The sequence below is a fragment of the Natrinema sp. CGMCC1.2065 genome (genome assembly GCF_051225675.1).
Taxonomy (GTDB): Archaea; Halobacteriota; Halobacteria; order Halobacteriales; family Natrialbaceae; genus Natrinema; species Natrinema thermotolerans.
In genome coordinates, this window is sequence record NZ_JBPJSJ010000015.1 from 18525 (window position 1) to 35875 (window position 17351).

Consider the following 17351-nt stretch of genomic DNA (forward strand, 5'->3'; position numbering starts at 1 on the left):
CGTGGCCGGTGACGGAGTGTACGTGGTCGGATCGACGCGACCCGGCCGGTCACTCGACGACGACGGTCCCGACCATTCCGGCCTTCTCGTGAGGAATACAGACGTACTCGTGTTCGCCGGTCGTCTCAAAGGTGTGGACGTAGGACTCGCCCGACTGAACCGCGCCCTTGCCGTTCTCCCAGCCCTCGCGGGCGGCGTCCTCGCCGTCGAACCCACCCGAGGCCCAGTAGTCGGCATCGTCCGGAATCCGGTCCTCGTAGGCCGTGACGGAGTGGGGTTCGCCGGCCGCGTGTTTCCAGGCGACGGTGTCGCCCTGCGCGACGGTGAGCGTCTCCGGCTCGAACGCGACGGCCTGCATATCGACGACGTGGTCGGCGTCGTCCGGAACGCCTTCGACGACGTTCGGCCCGCCCTCGAGGTCGGTCTCCGAACCGGGCCCCTCGCCGGAGTCGCCCGTTCCGTCGCCGCTCGGGGCGGCGTCGGGCGCGCCGGCGACCGCGAACTGCGCTCGCAGTGCCGCCGTCGCGAACGTCTCGGCGGCCGTCTCGACGTCCGACCCGTCCTCGAGCGCACCGATGTAGTCCTCGAGCGCCGCCTCGAAGCCCTCGTAGATATCGTGGTCGGCCTCCTCGAGGAGTTCGTGGGCCCGCGCTCCCTCGAACGACGCGAGCGCGTCCGATGCGAGCGACGCGGCGGCGTCTCCGAACGAGCCGCCCGCGTCCGCGACGACGGTATAGGTCGCTTCGATCGCCTGCTCGTTGAACGCCCGGGCCGCCGCGCTCACGTCCCCGCCGTCGGCGGCGGCGTTTCTGGCGTCGCCGAGCGCGCCCTCGAACGATTCATACCGATCGTGGTCGGCCTCCTCGAGCGCCTCGTGGAAGCCGCCGGCACCGCGCTCGAAGTCCTCGAAGACGTCCTGCAGCACGGTTTCCGCACGATCCGCCGCACCGAGGACGTCCAGTGCGCCCGCGTCGAACGCCCGAGCCGCCATCGCACCACTCTCGACGGCGCTGACCTGTGCGGTCGTGCCGGCGGTCGTCTCGAACTCGAGCAGCGTCGCCGCGAGGCCGTCGGCGTGGTCGGCGACGGCCGCGTCGTCCTCGTTTTCGAACGCGTCGATCAGTCCGTTCAGGTGTTCGTCCTCGAAGGTCTCGTAGAGGTCGTGGTCGGTTTCCTCGAGCGTCTCGTGGAAGTCGGCCTCGTTCGCTTCGAAGGTCTCGAACAGCCCGCTGGCGATCTCGGCGGCGACCTCGCTCTCGCCGAGTCGGTACCGCTCGACGGCGTCTCCGAGCCGGGCTTTGAAGAACCCCGCCTCGAGCAGGGCGGGTTCGACGCCGGTCCCGAGTGCCTCGATCCCGGTCACGAGCCCCTCGTCGACGGCGGTGACGGCACTCTCGACGCCTTCTAGGTCGTCGTTTTCGATAGCCGTCGCGAGCGCGTCGAGTCCGTCCTCTTCGAACCGGTGGTAGGCGTCCTCGCTGGCTTCCTCGAGGGTCTCGTGTGCGCGAGCGCCCTCGAAGTGGGCGAAGGCGTTCTCGACGATTCGCCCGGCCGCGTCTCCGTGTCCGCGCTCGAAGAGCCAGACGGCGTCGTGGGCCCGTGCCCGATAGCCGGTCAGTGCGGCCGCGTGTGCGAACGCCGTCGACGGCCCGCCTAGTCCCGAAAGCGCCGCGGCGTCCCAGCCACGGGCCTGATAGGTAGCGATCTGACCGGCCCCCGCCGCCGACTCGGACGGTGCGAGGGCGTACGCGCCGTCGTTGGCCGCCGCGAGCGTGTCCGTCGCGCTCGAGCGGACGCCCTCGAGGTCTTCTTCTCCCGCGGCCGCCGCGACGGCCTCGAGGGCGCTCTCGAACCGCTCGTAGATCTCGCCGTCGGCCTCCTCGATCGCGTCGTGGACCGCGGCCTCCTCGAACCGCTCGAGCGCGTCGGTCGCGACCGTTTCGGCGGCGTCGAAGGCACCGGCCTCGGCGGCGACGACGGCGTCAGCCGTCGACGTACCGATCGACTGGAGGTCGAGCGCCTGTGCCGTCTCCTCGCCGACGAGCGCCGTTTGGGCCTGGCCGAGTTCGTCACTGCCGATGACGGTCTCCTCGCGTGCCCGGCCGATGTCCCCGCGATCGAGGCCCTCCGTCCGGAGTTCGCCGAGGGCTTCCTCGAACGCCTCGTAGCGGTCGTGATCCGTCTCCTCGAGGAGTTCGTGGGCGTTGTACTCGCCGCTTGCGGTCTCGAACCGTTCGAACGTGTCGCCGGCGATGGCGGCACCCGTTCCGACCTCCCCGGCTTCACCCGCCGTGAGTGCGTCCCACAGGCGCGCCCGCATCGCGTTCCACTCGGCGGCGACGGCCCGCTCGGCCGGCTCGACGGTCGCCGATTCCTCGTCGCTTGGACCCCCGTCGTCCGTCGACTCGTCGTCCCCGTCGCCGTCGCCGGAACAACCGGCGAGACCGAGAGTTACGAGTGCAGCGCCGCTCCCCTTCAACCACGTCCGTCGTGTCTGTCGCATATTTTTAGGCTGGCCTAAAAGTATAAATGGTCTTCGACACTTTCCGGACAGAGAGGCAGAATAATAGTGCAGGCGGCGCTCTCAATTCCTCGTCCGCGATCGGGACGGCGGATCCTTCTCCGAATATTTAGGTCTACCTAAATAACCTATCGGAAGAATTGCCGGTAGCAACATGAACGTTTTCCCGAATATGTTGTGAGAATCGCGTCGTCGGGGTCATGTACGAGTCTCTCCCGCCGGCGGACTTACCTTAATTATTAATAATGCACAACCACATGTCCAAGCGAGGCGTATAGATACCGAGGGACAATGGCAGTAACAACCACTCCCGTAGACGACGGTGCAATAGACGGATTCAGCGAGGGGCTTCACGGCGAGTTGCTCCGTCCCGGGGATCCGAACTACGACGAGACTCGAGCGATCTGGAACGGCATGATCGACAGGCGGCCAGCGCTCATCCTCCGCGCGATGGGCGTATCGGACGTGATGGCGGCGGTGAACTTCGCCCGCGACCACGACGTGGTACTCGCGGTCCGCGGCGGCGGACACAACATCGCGGGGAACGCGGTCTGTGACGACGGACTAATGCTCGACCTCTCGGTGATGCGGTCGGTTCGCGTAGATCCGACAGAGCGGACGGCTCGAGTCGAGGCGGGGGCGACCCTCGCGGACGTCGATCACGAGACGCAAGCGTTCGGGCTGGCGACACCGTTTGGGATCAATTCGCCGACCGGCGTCGCGGGGCTCACGCTCGGCGGCGGCTTCGGCTGGCTGACTCGCAGGTACGGAATGACGGTGGATAACCTGCGGTCCGTGGACATCGTCACTGCCGACGGCGAACTGCGTCACGCAAGCGAGACGGAAAACGCGGATCTCTTCTGGGGGATTCGGGGCGGTGGCGGCAACTTCGGCGTCGTCACCTCCTTCGAGTTCGACCTCCACGAAGTCGGTCCCGAGATTCTGTCGGGACCGATCGTCTACGCGGGCGAGGACGCACGGGACGTCATCCGGCACGTCCGGGATTTCAACGAGGACGCACCGGAGGAAGCCGCTGTCTGGATCGTCCTCCGGAAGGCACCGCCCCTGCCGTTCCTCCCCGAAGACGTCCACGGCGTCGGCGTCGTCCTCGTCGTGACGTTCTACGCCGGTGACATGGCGGAGGGAGCGGCGGTCTTGGCCCCGCTCCGGGAGTACGGCGACCCGATCGCGGACGCCGTCGGCCCCCACCAGTACGCGGCGTTTCAGCAGGCGTTCGATCCGCTACTCACCGAGGGGTCCCGGAACTACTGGAAGTCACACAACTTCAGTGAACTCTCCGACGACGCCATCGATACAGCAGTCGAGTACGCAGCCGATCTCCCGTCGCCCCTGTCCGAGATCTTCTTCGCACAGCTCGGCGGCGCGATGGCCCGCGTCCCGTCGGACGCGACGGCGTACCCCCACCGGGACGCCGAGTACGCGATGAACGTCCACACGCGCTGGGAGGATCCCGCCATGGACGACGAGTGCATCGCCTGGTCGCGGGCGTTCTTCGACGCGATGGCACCGCACGCGACCGGCGGCGTCTACGCGAACTTCATCAGCGAGGCGACGGGCGAAGAGGACCTCGCTTACGGGCGGAACGGGGACCGGCTGGCCGAGGTCAAGGCCGAGTACGATCCGGAGAACCTGTTCCGGCTGAACCAGAACGTCGAACCGGCCCGGTAACCTTTTTCGTCCGCGACCACCGCGCTTCGAGTCGCTACTCGCCGATCCAGTCCGCGAAGCTCCCCTCGAGCAGCGTCTCCGACTGGCGGGCGACGTACGTCTGCTGCATCGTCTCGATTGCCGCCTCGAGGTCGGCTCCGTCCGCGAGCGCGGTCTCGACCTGCTCGCGCTTCCAACTGGCCGGGGTCACGCCCTGTCGGACGCGTCGCCGGAGCGGGTAGAGGTACTTGGCGGCGTCTTCCTCGCTCAGCCCGCGGTTGGTCAGCCCGTCCTCGGCGTGGGCCAGCAGGTCCTCGTAGAGCGCGAGCGAATCGGACGTTTCCTTCCCGTCGTTGGTGATCCAGGTGAGATCGGCCTCGAGTCCGTCGACCATCGCGGCGTAGAAGTTTTCCCGGGCAAGCTGCCAGTCGAGTTCGACGACGGGATGCTCGAGTCGGGTGAGACTCTCCATCAGGCCGGCGAAGGCCGCGAGGAACGCGACCGAATCGCGGACCGTCGGCTGGGCGGGAATGGGGCGGAACTCGATGCGGGCGTTGGCCGCCGAGCGCGTCGGACCGCCGAAGACCGGGCGGATCCACCGCCAGTAGGTGCCGTGTTTCCGGCTGAAGTGGGGGAACTGGTCGTCGAAGCGTTCGCCGGGCTCGACCGGCATCGGGACCATGGTGTCGTCGGCGGCGATCCGATCGATCGCCTCGTCGACGGACGCGAGATCGCGCGGGAACCGGACCTTCCCCTCGCCCGTCGTCGGATCGTTGAGGACGGTCTCGAAGACGCTGATACGGTGTTCCATCCAGCCGTCCCGGAGGATCGCCTCGGGGCTCGCGTCGTCGTCGTAGAGATCGGCCGGGAAAAACGGCGAGTTGACTCCCAGCGCGAGCAGCGGGCCCGCGACTCGCAGCGCGTAGTTGAAGTAGTCGGGCAGGTCGGGGGCGTGGGGTACCTGGTAGTGGGGCTGGATCGACGTGATCAGGCTCTCGGGCATGACGGTGTCGCCCTGCAGCGAGACGTGGGGCGCTTCGATTCGCATCCCCGCGGCTTCGGCCCGGTCCGTGTTCGCCATCGCGTGATACCGGGCCGAGTCGCTCATGTTCGTCGCGACCCGGACCGCGCGTTCGGTTCCATCGTCGTCCGTCGTCGTCCGCTCGACGCTGTCGGTGAGATAGGTCGCCGCGTCTTCGCCTTCCGGCGGGAGCGTCCAGAGCGCGTCGCTGACCAATCGCATCCGCTCGGACTGGGTCACGTCGAGCGCCGTCCGCAGGCGGGCCTTGACCTCCGCCTCCTGGGCCGTCAGCCCGTCGGCGTTCAGCGGCTGCGGGCTCGTCGTCATCTCGGCGTTGTGCAGCCCCAACTCCTTCTCGAAGCCGATCAACTCGAGCAGCCGGCGCGGAACCCGCCGTAGGGCGCAATCGTCGGCCTTGACCGCGTAAAACTCGTACTCGAGGCCGACGATCGCCTGCGGATTGTCGAAGACTCCCTCCTCGACGCCCTCTTTGATCACCTCGGCGTCCGCTTCGGCCGACCGGCGGAAGTCGTCGGCATCGACCGACAGGACGTCCGCGACCCGCGCGGCGAGTTCCTCCTCTGACATACCACCGAGTGCGTACCCGATCACCTTTAAAGGCGGCCATCGGGCTCCTCTCCGCTGCCGCGCGTCGGTCCGGTCCCGACGCTCCGTCCGCTCTCAGAACCGTTTTACTCCCCCCGGCGATACACACCGCCGATGGAGTTCGCCACGTTCGCCGACCGTGCCGGGACGATCGACGCCGAACCCGCCGACCTCGAGATCGTCGCCCACGTCAGGGACCTGCTCGCGGCGGCCGACGACGAGATCGAGGTCGTCGCGCGGTTCGTCCAGGGGCGGGTATTCCCCGCCTGGGACTCGACGACGCTCGATATCGGCCCGAGCGCGTGTTACGAGGCGATCGCCCGCGCAGCGGGGCAAAACGTCAGCGGCGACGACGTCGAGGAGCGACTCGCCGACGTGGGCGAGATCGGCGACGTGGCGGCCAGCTACGAGTTCGGCGGTCAGCAGGGCCTCGGTGCGTTCACGGACGACGCCGGCGGCACCGGTGACGATCTCACCGTCCGCGAGGTCGCCGATACTCTCACCGAACTGGCCGCCGCCGAGGGATCGGGCAGCCACGACCGGAAGGTCGACCTCCTCTTTGGCCTGTTCAACCGCGCCTCGAGCGAGGAAGCCCGATATCTCGCTCGGCTCGTCCTCTCGGAGATGCGCATCGGCGTCGGCGAGGGAACGGTCCGAGACGCCATCGCCGCGGCCTTCGAGGTCCCCGAGGACCGCGTCGAACGCGCCCTGCAGGTGTCGAACGACTACGGACGGGTCGCCCGAATCGCACGAGACGAGGGCGTCGCGGGGCTCGACGCCATGGACCTCGCGGTCGGCCGCCCCGTCCAGGCGATGCTCGCACAGGCCGGGACCGTGACCGACGCCCTCGAGGAGTGGGACGAGGCGGCGGTCGAGTGGAAATACGACGGCGCTCGTTGCATTTCTGGGTATACGCCGATTTACACTCGCGAACGAGGACAAATCGCCGTTCGTGACGTCGAAGTCGGGGACAGCGTTCTCACACACGAGGGTCGCTTCAGGGAGATCGTAGCAAAAAATAGACGAAGCATAGATAGCAAGGAGAAAGTGTTTGAGTTCTCAACGTATTTCGGTACAGAGTTTAAAATAACAGAGGGACACGAGATGTTGGTTTATGATTCAGGTGATACCGAGTGGGTTCCGATCGAAGATGTTTCCGAGAATGAGACTCTCGCCTTTCCGGTCCCTACCATCCGTCCTACTTCGACACCCCCCGACCGCCTGCAACTCAGTACCATCGATAATTACACGAAGGAGTTCGAACTATCGCCGTCTTTCTACCGGTTTCTCGGCTATTGGGTCGGCGACGGCTCTACGAACGACTACAACGGCAACAACCGAATCGGATTGATGTTTAGTAACACCGATGCGGATTTATTAGAAGAATACCGGTCGATTGTCGTCGATGCTCTCGGAATCTCTCCTGAGAACGTCCACACCTATGACCACGGTAGTGCGACCGATATATATTGGACAGACGGTCCACTATTCAAATGGCTATGCGGAAATTTCAGAAAAAAGGACCAAGATGGATTGAGAGACAAAACAGTACCTGACTGGTTTTGGAACTTGTCGGAGGACCAGTTTGATGCATTTCTCACGGGTTGGGAGGAAGCAGACGGATACGAAGACCCACAAGAGAGACGGTATATCACCACGAAGGAACGATATCTCGCGTCCGTAATACAGCTTATCGGATTGACGTTCGGACGAATTTTCGGAATTCGACGAGTGAGAAAGAACGACAAAACGTACTATCGACTGACGATATCTCAGTCCGACCGGTATGCACGAATCGAGGACGACTTCGTTGTCGTCGATATACTCTCTAAAACGGAACTCTCTCGAAAGAACCCACGAGAGGTAGACCCGCGCCAAAAGGTATACAATCTACAGGTCGCAGAAGACGAAAGTTACTGCGTTCCGCTCACCGCGGTACACAACTGTCAACTCCATTTCGATGGTGAGTCGGTCAGCGTCTTCTCGAGAAACATGGAGGAGGTCACCGACGCCCTCCCCGAGGTCGTCGAGTTCGCCGACGAGACGCTCGAGGCCCCCGCAATCCTCGACGGCGAGGTCGTCGCCGTCGACGACGACGGCTCACCGCTGCCGTTCCAGGAAGTCCTCAAGCGGTTCCGCCGGAAACACGACGTCGCGAAGGCCCGCGAGGACGTCTCGGTGCGCCCGGTCTTTTTCGACTGCCTGCACGCCGGTGGCGAGGACCTGCTCGCGGAACCCCTGACGACCCGCCACGACCGGCTCCGGTCGGTACTCGCGGCCGCCGATTCCGACGGCGACGACGGCACCGATGGGACGGCAGACGCCGACATCGAGGGCCTCTCCCTGATCCGACTGACCGACGATCCCGACGAGATCGAGTCGATCGACGCCGCAGCCCTCGAGGCCGGCCACGAGGGGATCATGCTCAAGGATCCCGAGTCGACCTACTCGCCGGGCCGACGCGGGAAACACTGGCGCAAGCGCAAGCCGGACGTCGAGACCATCGACTGCGTCGTCACCGGTGCCGAGTGGGGCGAGGGGCGACGGGCGACCTTCCTCGGGACCTTCGAACTCGCCGTGCGCGCGGGCGACGAGTTCGAGACCGTCGGCAAAGTCGCGACCGGGATCACCGACGAGAAACTCGAGGAACTGACCGAGTTGCTCGAGCCCCACATCGCCGCCGAGGACGGCCAGGCGGTCGACCTCGAGCCGGCGGTCGTCTTCGAGGTCGGCTACGAGGAGATCCAGTCCTCGCCCACCTACTCGTCGGGCTACGCCTTGCGGTTCCCGCGGTTCCAGGGCGTGCGGTCTGACAAGGACCCCGACGACGCTGACTCGCTCGAGCGACTCGAGCGGCTTCACGGGCGGTAGCTCGCGGCCCGACGGGTCGCTCGAAGCGCCACGGTTTTGTGTACTTAAGACAATATTCGGCCGATGAGCAGCATTCGCCCGGACGAGCTGGACGAGCGACTCGAGTCGGGAGCGCAGCCGTTTATACTCGACATCCGTCCGCGGTCGGCCTTTCAGTCGAACGCGATCGAGAACAGCCACAACGTCCCCGTCTACGAGGCGTTACGCGGCGGTGACGACGACGCGTTGCGCAGTCGGCTCGAGGAGATCCCGGCCGACGAGGACGTGGTCGTGGTGTGCAAGATGGGAATGGTAGCCAAGCGCGCCACCGCCGTGCTGACGGACGAGGGGTACGACGCGGCGACGCTCGCGGGCGGGATGAGCGGCTGGACCGGCTATCGGAACGGTTCGATCGGATACAAACTGCGGTCGTTGCTCTGGAAGCTCCGGTAGGCGCTCCCGTCGCCGCCAGCATACAGCGGTCGAATAGCGTGTCGGTCGGCGCGGACGGACCGACCACATGTAAGCACCCTTAAGAGCCGTGGGAAACTGGAGTCGCGTATGCAACCGCGCGACCTGTCCGATCACGTCGCTTACGAGGCGGGTCGAGGCATCGAGGAGGTCGCCCGCGAACTCGACCGGGACCCCTCGGAGTTCATCAAACTCGCCTCGAACGAGAACCCCCACGGCCCCTCGCCGGCCGCCGCCGTCGCCATCCGGGAGACGGCCTCGAGCGTGAGTTCCTACCCCAAAGCCGCCCACGCCGATCTCACGACCGCCGTCGCCGGCCGCTGGAACGTCACCGACGACCAGGTCTGGCTGGCAAACGGCGGCGACGGGGCGATAGATTACCTCCACCGGACGGCGCTGGAACCGGCCGATGACGTCCTCGTTCCCACGCCCGGCTTCGCCTACTACGGGATGAGTGCCCGATTTCACCACGGCGGCGTCCGTGAGTACGCTCTCTCGAAAGCCGACGACTTCACGCAGGACGCCGACACTGTCCTCGAGGCTTACGACGGCGAGCGCGTGATCTGGGTCACGAGCCCCCACAACCCGACGGGCTCGACGATGCCCCTCGCGGAGATCGAACGCCTCGCCGACGAGACCGACGAGGAAACCCTGATCGCCGTCGACGAGGCCTACGGCGAGTTCGCCGACGAGGAAAGCGCCATCGCGCTGCTGGACGGCTGGGACGAGTTCGAGGCCCGCGACGACGTCGCGGTCCTCCGGACGTTCTCGAAGGCCTACGGGCTGGCCGGCGTTCGTCTCGGCTACGCCGTCGTGCCCGACGAGTGGGCCGACGCCTACGCCCGCGTGAACACGCCCTTCGCGGCGAGCGAACTCGCCTGTCGGGCCGGGCTCGCGGCCATCGACGACGAGGAACACGTCGTCCGGACCGTCGAAACTACCCGCGAATCCCGCGCGTACATGCGCGACGCCATCGACGCCCACGTCTGGGAGAGTCAGGGCAACTTCGTCCTCGTCGACGTCGGCGACGCTTCGGCCGTCGCCGCCGAGATGCAGGAACGCGGCGTCATCGTTCGTGACTGCTCGAGTTTCGGGCTGCCGGGCTGTGTCCGCATCACCTGCGGAACCGAGGACGAAACGGAACGGGCCGTCGCAACGCTCAACGAGGTCCTCGCCGACCTCGACGTCGAATCGTCCCCGGCGGACGAGTCGGACACGGAGGTCGCCGACACATGAGAGTCGCCGTCACCGGCACGCCCGGCACCGGGAAGACGACCGCGACGGAACTGCTCGCGTCGCGGCTGGCCGACGAGGAGGCCGCTCCGAACGCGGCGACGGACGCCGACGGCGAATCGGCTCCCGATCTCGAGGTGATCCACCTCAACCGCGTCCTCGAAGAAGAGGGCCTCTACACCGAGGTCGACGCCGACCGCGAGAGCAAGGTCGCCGATATCGAGGCCCTCTCCGAGTGGCTCGCCGGCCGGGACGACGCCGTCGTCGAGTCCCACCTCGCCCATCACTTCGACGCCGACCGTGTGGTCGTCCTGCGGTGTCACCCCGAGACGCTCGAGAAGCGCCTGCTCGAGCGCGGCGAGACCGCCGCGAAGGCCGAGGAGAACGCCGAGAGCGAGGCGCTGGACGTGATCCTCTCCGAGGCGGTCGAGGAACACGGCCTCGAGTCGGTCTACGAGGTCGACACGACCGATCGCGACCCCGAAGCGGTCGCGGCAGCACTCGAGGCGGTCGTCGCGGGCGAGCGCGAGCCAAGCGCCGGCGAGGTCGACTTTATGGGGTATCTGACATGACGCTCGACAAGTTCCGGCCGTACGTCTCGCGGTTTCTCGACCCCTTCGTCAAGGGGTTCGACCGCGTCGGCATGACGCCAAACGGCGTGAGCGTCGTCGCCTTCGGGATGGCGATCCTCGCCGCGGTCGCGTTCGCACTGGGCGGGCTCGAGGACCCGGTCTGGTACGCCGTGGCGGCCGCGCTGGTCTTTCTCAATGGCTGGCTCGACATCGTCGACGGCGCGCTCGCGCGCGAACAGGAGGTTGCGTCGGCCGGCGGCGACCTGCTGGATCACGTCCTCGACCGCTACGCCGACATCGTCGTCATCGCGGGGCTGGCCGCGGGCGTCGAGGACTATCTGCTCGGCTTCGCGGCCGTGACCGGCGTCGTGATGACCTCGTATCTCGGCACGCAGGCACAGGCCGTCGGCCTCGATCGGGTCTACGGCGGGCTCGTCGGGCGCGCCGATCGGCTGGCGATCATCGGGATCGTCGGCTTTCTGGCCTATCCGATCACGGGGCCGATCGTCGGCGGGTTCACGCTCGTTGGGCTCCTGTTGGTCTTCCTCGCGGTCGTCGGCCACCTGACCGCACTCCAGCGCTTCTATTACTCCTGGCAAGCCCTCGAGTGAGCGCCGCTGTGGCCCGCTTCCGCCCTTTTTGACGGGCGGGAGCGCGCCGCATGCTTTATCCCTGATCACGATATAGGAACGGACATGGTTCAGTGTGAGATGTGTGGGGCCGAGACGTCGTCCCCGAAGACGATCAAAGTCGAGGGCGCGAAGCTAGACGTGTGTTCCGACTGTACGGACTTCGGCACCGAGGTCAAACAGCCCTCGAGTTCGAGTTCGTCGACGAAGTACTCGACCGGCTCGAGTTCGTCGTCCTCGAGCGGGAGCGGCCAGTCGTCCGGCTCCACGAGTTCATCGAGTTCGGGTGGCTCGAGCCAGCGCCGCTCGGACATGTTCGACGACATGGACGAGCTGGCGACCGACTACGACGACCGGGTTCGCAACGCCCGCGAGAGCAAGGGTCTCAGCCAGTCCGAACTCGCGAACGAACTCAACGAGAAGGCGAGCCTGATCCGCAAGATCGAACGCGGCGATACCCTCCCGAGCGACCGAGTGCAGTCCGAACTCGAGAGCTTCCTCGAGATCAACCTGAACGCCGAAGGGGCGTCCGGCGAGGACTCGGAGTGGTCCGGCGGCTCCTCGACCGGCAGTTACACGCTCGGCGACGTCGTCAAGCGCAAGGACTAACGGCGATGTCCGGTCCGCCCTCGGTTCCCGTACCGCCGACTCGCAAGCTATTTCTTTCGTGCGGGTGGGGTTGCGGATATGTTCGTCCTCGTCAACCTGAAGACGTATCCGTGTGATCCGGTCGCGGTTGCGGAAGCCGTCCGCGACGTCGACGAAACGACCGACGCACGCCTGGCGGTCGCACCCGCGGCGACCCACATCGAACGGGTCGCCGAGACCGGAGCCGAGACGTGGGCCCAGCACGTCGATCCGATCGATCACGGGAGCAACACCGGCCACGCCCTCGCGGAACACGTCGCCGACGCGGGCGCGGTCGGGACCCTGGTCAACCACTCCGAGCGGCGACTGAAACTGGCCGACATCGACGGGACGGTCCGTGCGGCCCAGCGGGCCGACCTCGAGACGATCGTCTGTGCGAACAATCCGGCCCAGATCGGTGCCGCGGCGGCGCTCGGCCCCGACGCCGTCGCCGTCGAGCCCCCCGAACTCATCGGAACGGGAACGCCGGTCAGTCAGGCCGACCCGGACGTCGTCGAGGACGCGGTCGCGGCCGCGGCCGACGTCGATCCCGACGTCTCGGTCCTCTGTGGAGCCGGCATCAGTACGGGCGACGACGTCGTCGCCGCGGGCGATCTCGGTGCCGGCGGGGTCCTGCTGGCAAGCGGCGTCGCGAAAGCCGACGACCCGAAGGCTGCCCTCGAGGATCTCGTCGCCCCGCTGTAATACGGTCTGCTGTACCGATTTGCCGGCGTGACCGCGACTCGTCCCGCGGTCGCGCCGGAAATGACTTACAGCAGTCCGTATAACGCGCCCGCCGTCCCACTTTTCTCCCTGTCGCTCGAAGGTGTGTGTATGAGTGACAACAACTCCGCGTCCGACGGCGGGACGGAGACGGCGACGCATCCGGTCTCGGTCGCACTCGAGAATCGACTGATGAGTCACGGCTACTACGTGACGTCGTTCGAGTGGCTGGACAGCGAGGGCGAGGCAACGACACCCGCCGACGGCGCCGGGATCTCCCTCGAGTACGAGGCCGTTTCCGACGCGCCCGCGGTCACGCGCGACGAGGTCGGGGCCGTCCTGCGGACGCTGCTGTCGATCGGCGAGGAGCGGTCGTGGACGCCGGGGCGGCTCGAGGTGACCTCGTTCGCGACCGACGGGGCGGTTCGGGGGCGCTGGCACGTCGAGCGCGAGTGGTTCGACCGGCTCGGGACCGACTTCTCGCAGGTGGAGTTCTCGGGGTTGGTCCTCGGGACGGTCCGGGACCGACCGAGCGGACGTGACACCGATTAAATACGTCCCGGAGATAGATTAATAATGGTTCGCGTCAGTCCTTGTCGTAGACGATTCCATGACCGGAGAGCAGGTGTACGTCTCCCACGCGCCCGACGATCTCGACCTCGTGCAGGACCTGTTCTCGACGGTCAAGAACTTCCCCTTCGGCGTCCACATTGCACACGAGGAAGTCGAGTCCGGCCGCTCGCGAACGCGACTCGAGGGACGACTCGCCAACAGCGACCTCGTCGTCGCGGTACTGACCGAGGCGGCGGCCGACGACGAGTGGATCAATCAGGAAATCGGCTACGCGGTGGCCAAGGGAATTCCCGTACTGCCGCTGTTCGACGAGGGGATCGACCGGCGAGGGTTCGTCAGCGATGTCGACGGCGTGACGATCGATCGCGGTGATCTCTCCGCGACGATCTTCAACCTGCTGTGTCAGCTCCGAAGCGAACTCGCGCCGCTGGGCGCGCTGTCGGTTCCGAACTGGTATATCCGGTTCCCGTGTACGATCCCCGACTGCAGGGGGCCGGTCACGCTCGAACTCGAACACGATCAGTCCAAGCTCTGGAAGCTCCATGCACACGGCAAGTTCCTGACGGCCTCGTGTGCGGACTGTGGGATCACGTACTACTTCGAGCCGGCGACGATCGGCTTCATGGGTCGTGAGAACGTGCCGGCGTCTCAGCCCTCGTCCCGAAGCCGGTCGTAGGCGTCCCGAACGAGTTTGAACGCCGATTCACTGCCGCTCTTGCGGTCGGGGTGGGCGCGTTTGACCTGCTCGTGAAACGCCTCCCGCAGCCGCTCGTCGCTGACGGCCCGCTCGAGGCCCAGTACGTCGCGGGCCTCGGTCTTTCGCATGGCGACGTCGGCGACGATGCCGCGCTCCTCGGCATCGGCTTTGCAGTCCGAACACAGCCGTTCGGTCCGCTCGTCGATCGTGGTCACGCGAAACCGCTCCTCGTCGACCCACTCCCGGCACTGTGTGCATCGGGTTCGCTCGTCGGTGTCGCCGGTATCGGTCGCGTCGGCGTTCCCGTCGGTCGCCGGGCCATCTCCTTCGGCCCCAGCATCGGGACCGGGGGCCTCGGCCGCACACGACGGACAGCAGGTCAACACGGTGCCGTCCGACAGCACGACGTCCTCGAGTTCGGTCGCGAGGAACGTGCCGGTACACCCGTCACAGGCGGCCCGCCGCTGATCGAGCGACGCGCCCTTTCGGGCGGCTGCCCTGGCGTGTGGCTCACACTCCGGACAGCACGCCACCCGTTCGCCGTCCGGCATCGTCACTGTCGTGAGATCCTCGAGCGCGACCGTCCGGCCACATCCGTCGCAGCCGGCCTGTCGTTCACCGACCACTGCCATTACCCGGGCGGTTCGGGTTCGTCCCATATTAGTTCTTCTGCTGACAGTCACGGGTTCGGACGGCTCGGTTCGCCCGGAGGGAGGCCCCGATCGTCGGTCGGGGCCGGTGTGTAGGCTCCGACTACGTGGTGAAACGAGACCGGGCGGACAGCCGACCGGTCCGAACGGAACGGATAACGAAGTAGTCGGCCGGCTATGGACCGGACGTGCGAGGGTCCCCTCGCACGGAGACGCGCTGTCCGTTGGACGGCACTCGGTGGCCGACGGCCGCCGAGTTCCTCCTCTCCTGTCAGGTATTTCGACGATCGAACCGGGACACCAATGGGCTCGCAGTCGTGAGTATCGCGTATGGACACAGCAGTTCGGACGGATACGCACGATGGCGCGGCCGACCGCGACCGCCTCGTCGCCGGAATCGTCGACGTCCTCTGTATCGTCGGGATCGTCCTCCTCGGCCGCATCAGTCACAGCGGCAATCCGATCGCCGAACCGATCGCCTCGCTCGAGACGGTGACGCCGTTCGTGGTCGGCTGGCTCGCCGTCGCGGCGCTGGCGGGGGTCTACGCGACCGAACGGGCGGGAGCGAGCCGCGAGTTCCGACTGCCGGCCGTCGCGTGGATCGCGGCGGCGAACGTCGGGCTCATGCTCCGTGGCTCGCCGCTGTTCGATGGCGGGACGACGTGGCCGTTTCCGGTCGTTATCACCGCGACCGGGCTGGCCGTGTTGCTCGGTTGGCGACTGGTCTATACCCTCTATCTATCAGCGACGAGGTAAATTGTCGACGCGCCGGTTCGCGATCGATATCGGTTCGAGAGTATAGTCATCCGAAATTCGATACGTTATTCGGGACCGCGTTTCTGACGGCCTGTCTCTCGAGAACGTAATCGATCAGAGACTGTGTCTGTCCGTCACGTCTCTCGAGCGAGCGGTGATCCGATCCCTCGTCCGTTCCGTTCCTTCGATATAACTTATGCAGATTCACTCCCGATAATGCAAATCAGAAACTCATCCACCATGGGCTAATTATGGGAAACACTTATATGGCTATTCCTCATACTATAGGATAGATTATGACTGGATATTACGACATTGTTCTCGGCCTCATCCCAGTCGCACTGCTCGGTATCACCGCGGCCCTGACGTTCGTGGGGGTGTCGCTGACCGCGGCAGTGCCGCTCGGGGCAGTCGTCGCGATGGGGATCATCGGCCACGCAATGTTCGTCAATACGCCAGCTGACACCGCCGACGAGACCCGGTCGGCGCGTCCGCCGATCAACGCGGACTGATCCGTTCTTCCGCTTTCGGTTCCTTTTCCCATCTCCGCCGCGTTCGATCGTCTATGACTGAGACGCTGTTTCTGACCAGCGACGCCGTCGATGACCTCGCAACGCCGGCCGAATACGTCGACGCCGTTCGTGAGGGGTATCGACAGCGCGGCGAGGGCGCACCGGCCCACCCACGGTCGAAGTTCCTCCGTGCGGATCCCGCCGGGATGTTCACGAGCTACGCCGCCATCCTCCCGGAGACGGGCGCGATGGGTGGCTACATGTACAGCGCAGGGTTCGGTGCCGGCGACGGCTGGTTCATGACGCCGCTTTTCGACGCCGACAGCGGCGCGCCGCTGGCCCTGCTCGACGGCGCGAGCATGAACCCGTTCAAGACCGGCGCGGCCGGTGCCGTCGGCGTCGACGAACTCGCCCGCGACGACGCCGACACCCTCGCGATAATCGGGAGCGGCGCTCAGGCCCGCGGCCAGCTCCATGCGACCGCCACGGTCCGTGACTTCACCGAGGTGCGGGTCTACTCGCCGACTCCCGAGAACCGCGAGGCGTTTGCCGCCGACTTCGACGACACGCTCGCGGCCGACGTCCACGCGGTCGACTCGAGTACGGCCGCCGTCGCCGATGCGGACGTCGTGATCACGGCGACGCAAGCCAGCGAGCCGGTCGTCGACGGCGACGATATCGCACCCGGGACCCACATCACCGCGATGGGCCAGTACTCGGCGGACGCACGCGAACTGGACACGGACACGATCGCGAACGCGACCTACGTTCCGGACCTCCGTGAGCGGGCGACGTTCGACGCCGGCTCGTTCATGCAGGCTCTCGAGGCGGGCGCGATCACCGAGGACCACGTCCACGCCGAACTGGGCGAGGTCGTCGCCGGCAACGCACCGGGCCGGACGAGCGACGACGAGATCACGGTCTTCGACAGCGGCGGGACGGGCATCGAGACGGTCGCCGCGGCGTATCTCCTCTACGAGCGCGCCAGCGAACGGGGACTCGGACAGACGATCGAGTTCGCCCCGGCGAGCGAGGCGCTGACGGGGAACTAGGGACTCGAGGGACGCGGGGGACTGGAGTGTGACATCCTCCCCACGCTAAAGGGCGGGGCTTCCCGAACCGCACAAGTGGCGGTTCCCGTCAATTCGGAAGGTTGGGAATCTAAGGTTTGCGACCGACGGCGCTGGCTCTGCCACGAAGCCGTTACTCCTACCGTGTTGACGGCTTGGAGGTATCTTGTTT

16 protein-coding genes are annotated in these 17351 nt (G+C 66.2%); 13 read left to right on the top strand and 3 right to left on the bottom strand.

Annotation, left to right across the window (positions count from 1 at the left end):
- Positions 1–49: 49 nt before the first annotated feature.
- On the bottom strand, positions 50–2503 hold the full coding sequence (locus tag ACSBP4_RS14790) for a DUF5059 domain-containing protein (protein WP_435552641.1): 2454 nt from the start codon (positions 2501–2503) through the stop codon (positions 50–52).
- 309 nt (positions 2504–2812) lie between these two features.
- Here ACSBP4_RS14790 and ACSBP4_RS14795 point away from each other — a divergent pair, with 309 nt between their 5' ends.
- On the top strand, positions 2813–4210 hold the full coding sequence (locus tag ACSBP4_RS14795) for an FAD-binding oxidoreductase (RefSeq protein WP_435552642.1): 1398 nt from the start codon (positions 2813–2815) through the stop codon (positions 4208–4210).
- Between the two features lie 34 nt (positions 4211–4244).
- Here ACSBP4_RS14795 and ACSBP4_RS14800 read toward each other — a convergent pair whose 3' ends face one another.
- Complete coding sequence (locus ACSBP4_RS14800; RefSeq protein ID WP_435552643.1) at positions 4245–5798, bottom strand: hypothetical protein; 1554 nt, start codon at positions 5796–5798, stop codon at positions 4245–4247.
- A gap of 132 nt (positions 5799–5930) precedes the next feature.
- On the opposite strand from ACSBP4_RS14800, the gene ACSBP4_RS14805 reads away from it, so the two are divergent.
- The 9 genes from ACSBP4_RS14805 (at position 5931) to ACSBP4_RS14845 (ending at position 14170) form a co-directional block, all read left to right on the top strand.
- Positions 5931–8687 (top strand): ATP-dependent DNA ligase, encoded by a 2757-nt coding sequence (locus ACSBP4_RS14805; RefSeq protein ID WP_435552644.1) that lies wholly within the window; start codon positions 5931–5933, stop codon positions 8685–8687.
- A gap of 63 nt (positions 8688–8750) precedes the next feature.
- Positions 8751–9119, top strand: coding sequence for a rhodanese-like domain-containing protein (locus tag ACSBP4_RS14810; protein ID WP_435552645.1), 369 nt, complete (start codon positions 8751–8753; stop codon positions 9117–9119).
- Between the two features lie 108 nt (positions 9120–9227).
- Positions 9228–10373: a histidinol-phosphate transaminase gene (hisC, locus tag ACSBP4_RS14815; RefSeq protein ID WP_435552646.1), complete on the top strand. Its 1146-nt coding sequence runs from the start codon at positions 9228–9230 to the stop codon at positions 10371–10373.
- Positions 10370–10942, top strand: coding sequence for an adenylate kinase family protein (locus tag ACSBP4_RS14820; RefSeq protein WP_435552647.1), 573 nt, complete (start codon positions 10370–10372; stop codon positions 10940–10942). The genes hisC and ACSBP4_RS14820 overlap by 4 nt, the downstream gene beginning before the upstream one ends.
- A complete protein-coding gene (locus ACSBP4_RS14825) occupies positions 10939–11553 on the top strand; it encodes a CDP-alcohol phosphatidyltransferase family protein (protein WP_006180493.1) in 615 nt (204 codons plus the stop codon). The genes ACSBP4_RS14820 and ACSBP4_RS14825 overlap by 4 nt, the downstream gene beginning before the upstream one ends.
- 84 nt (positions 11554–11637) lie before the next feature.
- A complete protein-coding gene (locus tag ACSBP4_RS14830; RefSeq protein ID WP_435552648.1) occupies positions 11638–12180 on the top strand; it encodes a multiprotein bridging factor aMBF1 in 543 nt (180 codons plus the stop codon).
- A 78-nt stretch (positions 12181–12258) separates the two neighbouring features.
- Complete coding sequence (tpiA, locus tag ACSBP4_RS14835; RefSeq protein WP_373632641.1) at positions 12259–12903, top strand: triose-phosphate isomerase; 645 nt, start codon at positions 12259–12261, stop codon at positions 12901–12903.
- A 129-nt stretch (positions 12904–13032) separates the two neighbouring features.
- Positions 13033–13473, top strand: a complete 441-nt coding sequence (locus ACSBP4_RS14840) for a hypothetical protein (protein ID WP_435552649.1) — start codon at positions 13033–13035, stop codon at positions 13471–13473.
- 58 nt (positions 13474–13531) lie between these two features.
- Complete coding sequence (locus tag ACSBP4_RS14845) at positions 13532–14170, top strand: toll/interleukin-1 receptor domain-containing protein (protein ID WP_435552650.1); 639 nt, start codon at positions 13532–13534, stop codon at positions 14168–14170.
- Here the strand turns inward: ACSBP4_RS14845 and ACSBP4_RS14850 are convergent.
- Positions 14143–14823 carry a J domain-containing protein gene (locus tag ACSBP4_RS14850; protein WP_435552651.1) on the bottom strand — a complete coding sequence of 227 codons (681 nt, stop codon included), beginning with the start codon at positions 14821–14823 and terminating at the stop codon, positions 14143–14145. The genes ACSBP4_RS14845 and ACSBP4_RS14850 overlap by 28 nt on opposite strands.
- Before the next feature lie 348 nt (positions 14824–15171).
- Here ACSBP4_RS14850 and ACSBP4_RS14855 point away from each other — a divergent pair, with 348 nt between their 5' ends.
- The 3 genes from ACSBP4_RS14855 to ACSBP4_RS14865 all read left to right on the top strand — a co-directional run bounded on the left by ACSBP4_RS14855 (position 15172) and on the right by ACSBP4_RS14865 (position 17161).
- Positions 15172–15597, top strand: a complete 426-nt coding sequence (locus tag ACSBP4_RS14855) for a DUF3054 domain-containing protein (protein ID WP_006651250.1) — start codon at positions 15172–15174, stop codon at positions 15595–15597.
- A 296-nt stretch (positions 15598–15893) separates the two neighbouring features.
- Positions 15894–16109 carry a hypothetical protein gene (locus ACSBP4_RS14860; protein ID WP_049966852.1) on the top strand — a complete coding sequence of 72 codons (216 nt, stop codon included), beginning with the start codon at positions 15894–15896 and terminating at the stop codon, positions 16107–16109.
- A 53-nt stretch (positions 16110–16162) separates the two neighbouring features.
- Positions 16163–17161: an ornithine cyclodeaminase family protein gene (locus ACSBP4_RS14865; RefSeq protein WP_435552652.1), complete on the top strand. Its 999-nt coding sequence runs from the start codon at positions 16163–16165 to the stop codon at positions 17159–17161.
- The last annotated feature ends 190 nt before the right edge of the window (positions 17162–17351 follow it).

Excerpts from the sequence above, each read along its gene's own strand:
- ACSBP4_RS14845 (WP_435552650.1), top strand. The coding sequence starts at position 13,532 with ATGACCGGAGAGCAGGTGTACGTCTCCCACGCGCCCGACGATCTCGAC.
- ACSBP4_RS14865 (WP_435552652.1), top strand. The coding sequence starts at position 16,163 with ATGACTGAGACGCTGTTTCTGACCAGCGACGCCGTCGATGACCTCGCA.
- ACSBP4_RS14820 (WP_435552647.1), top strand. The coding sequence starts at position 10,370 with ATGAGAGTCGCCGTCACCGGCACGCCCGGCACCGGGAAGACGACCGCG.
- ACSBP4_RS14800 (WP_435552643.1), bottom strand. The coding sequence starts at position 5,798 with ATGTCAGAGGAGGAACTCGCCGCGCGGGTCGCGGACGTCCTGTCGGTC.
- ACSBP4_RS14860 (WP_049966852.1), top strand. The coding sequence starts at position 15,894 with ATGACTGGATATTACGACATTGTTCTCGGCCTCATCCCAGTCGCACTG.
- ACSBP4_RS14805 (WP_435552644.1), top strand. The coding sequence starts at position 5,931 with ATGGAGTTCGCCACGTTCGCCGACCGTGCCGGGACGATCGACGCCGAA.
- tpiA (WP_373632641.1), top strand. The coding sequence starts at position 12,259 with ATGTTCGTCCTCGTCAACCTGAAGACGTATCCGTGTGATCCGGTCGCG.
- hisC (WP_435552646.1), top strand. The coding sequence starts at position 9,228 with ATGCAACCGCGCGACCTGTCCGATCACGTCGCTTACGAGGCGGGTCGA.
- ACSBP4_RS14810 (WP_435552645.1), top strand. The coding sequence starts at position 8,751 with ATGAGCAGCATTCGCCCGGACGAGCTGGACGAGCGACTCGAGTCGGGA.
- ACSBP4_RS14855 (WP_006651250.1), top strand. The coding sequence starts at position 15,172 with ATGGACACAGCAGTTCGGACGGATACGCACGATGGCGCGGCCGACCGC.
- ACSBP4_RS14830 (WP_435552648.1), top strand. The coding sequence starts at position 11,638 with ATGGTTCAGTGTGAGATGTGTGGGGCCGAGACGTCGTCCCCGAAGACG.
- ACSBP4_RS14795 (WP_435552642.1), top strand. The coding sequence starts at position 2,813 with ATGGCAGTAACAACCACTCCCGTAGACGACGGTGCAATAGACGGATTC.
- ACSBP4_RS14825 (WP_006180493.1), top strand. The coding sequence starts at position 10,939 with ATGACGCTCGACAAGTTCCGGCCGTACGTCTCGCGGTTTCTCGACCCC.
- ACSBP4_RS14790 (WP_435552641.1), bottom strand. The coding sequence starts at position 2,503 with ATGCGACAGACACGACGGACGTGGTTGAAGGGGAGCGGCGCTGCACTC.
- ACSBP4_RS14840 (WP_435552649.1), top strand. The coding sequence starts at position 13,033 with ATGAGTGACAACAACTCCGCGTCCGACGGCGGGACGGAGACGGCGACG.
- ACSBP4_RS14850 (WP_435552651.1), bottom strand. The coding sequence starts at position 14,823 with ATGGCAGTGGTCGGTGAACGACAGGCCGGCTGCGACGGATGTGGCCGG.